Genomic DNA, 852 nt, shown 5'->3' on the forward strand with positions numbered 1-852 from the left:
CCCCAATTCTGGGGGGAATTAGAATTTCCTTTTCAAAGTTCTTCATTAATCAAAGTCACCTATTAATCAAAGTCCCCCATTATTGGGGGATTTAGGGGGCAGGGAATTTTTGGGGGCAGGGGGATTTTAAGGACGATACAGAGAAATATACAGTTCAGTATGTTATCATTTTTACAACTAAAATCAGAAAATATACCAACTTTTTTTGAATTTATCCGAGTTAATTATACCGTTGTTGTCGCATTTTTCCAAGTCCTACATCAACATCTTTAATTCTGCTTGATAGCGACTGTTTTGAGAGTACAATGGTTAATAACTGCACGTTTGGTTGGTTGACTGTTAAAGCAAGTGTTAAAGGGATTGAGATTAAAATGAGTGAGAAACAAGAAGAATTTCTTTTTACTAAGGATATGTTTGAACATTTACCTGATTTTATAGATAAATTTTCAGAAATAGAAGGTAAACAATTCAGTTCTTCAAAAACACAAGTTTTTTCAAAAATTTTTTCAAACTTAAAAAAAATTTCAAATCTTACATACAACTATCTTGAAAAATCTTTAAAGCATTATCCTAATTTTTCGGTTAGTCAAGCATGGCTTGATAAGTCAAGTAAACCTGACTATGAAATTAGATTATACTTTTTAATTCGTGTATCAGACCAATCGTATATTCATACAGATCATGTCACTATTTTTTCATTAAGTTTAAGCCCTCACAACTTAAAAATACAATCAGAGATTTTGCTTGAAAACACCAAAGATAATATAGCTTTTTTAAAAGGTCGAGTAGAAAGATTAAAAAACACAAATAAAAGATACTGTTGGGGATTAGATATAATAGATCGGAAGAGCA

1 protein-coding gene is annotated in these 852 nt (G+C 30.8%); it reads left to right on the plus strand.

What is annotated here, in order from left to right; genetic code table 11:
- Positions 1 to 305: 305 nt before the first annotated feature.
- Positions 306 to 852 (plus strand): hypothetical protein (locus M595_RS28055; RefSeq protein WP_023069933.1); only part of this gene is annotated, 547 nt, incomplete at its 3' end.

It is taken from the genome of Lyngbya aestuarii BL J (assembly GCF_000478195.2).
GTDB classification, from domain to species: Bacteria; Cyanobacteriota; Cyanobacteriia; order Cyanobacteriales; family Microcoleaceae; genus Capilliphycus; species Capilliphycus aestuarii.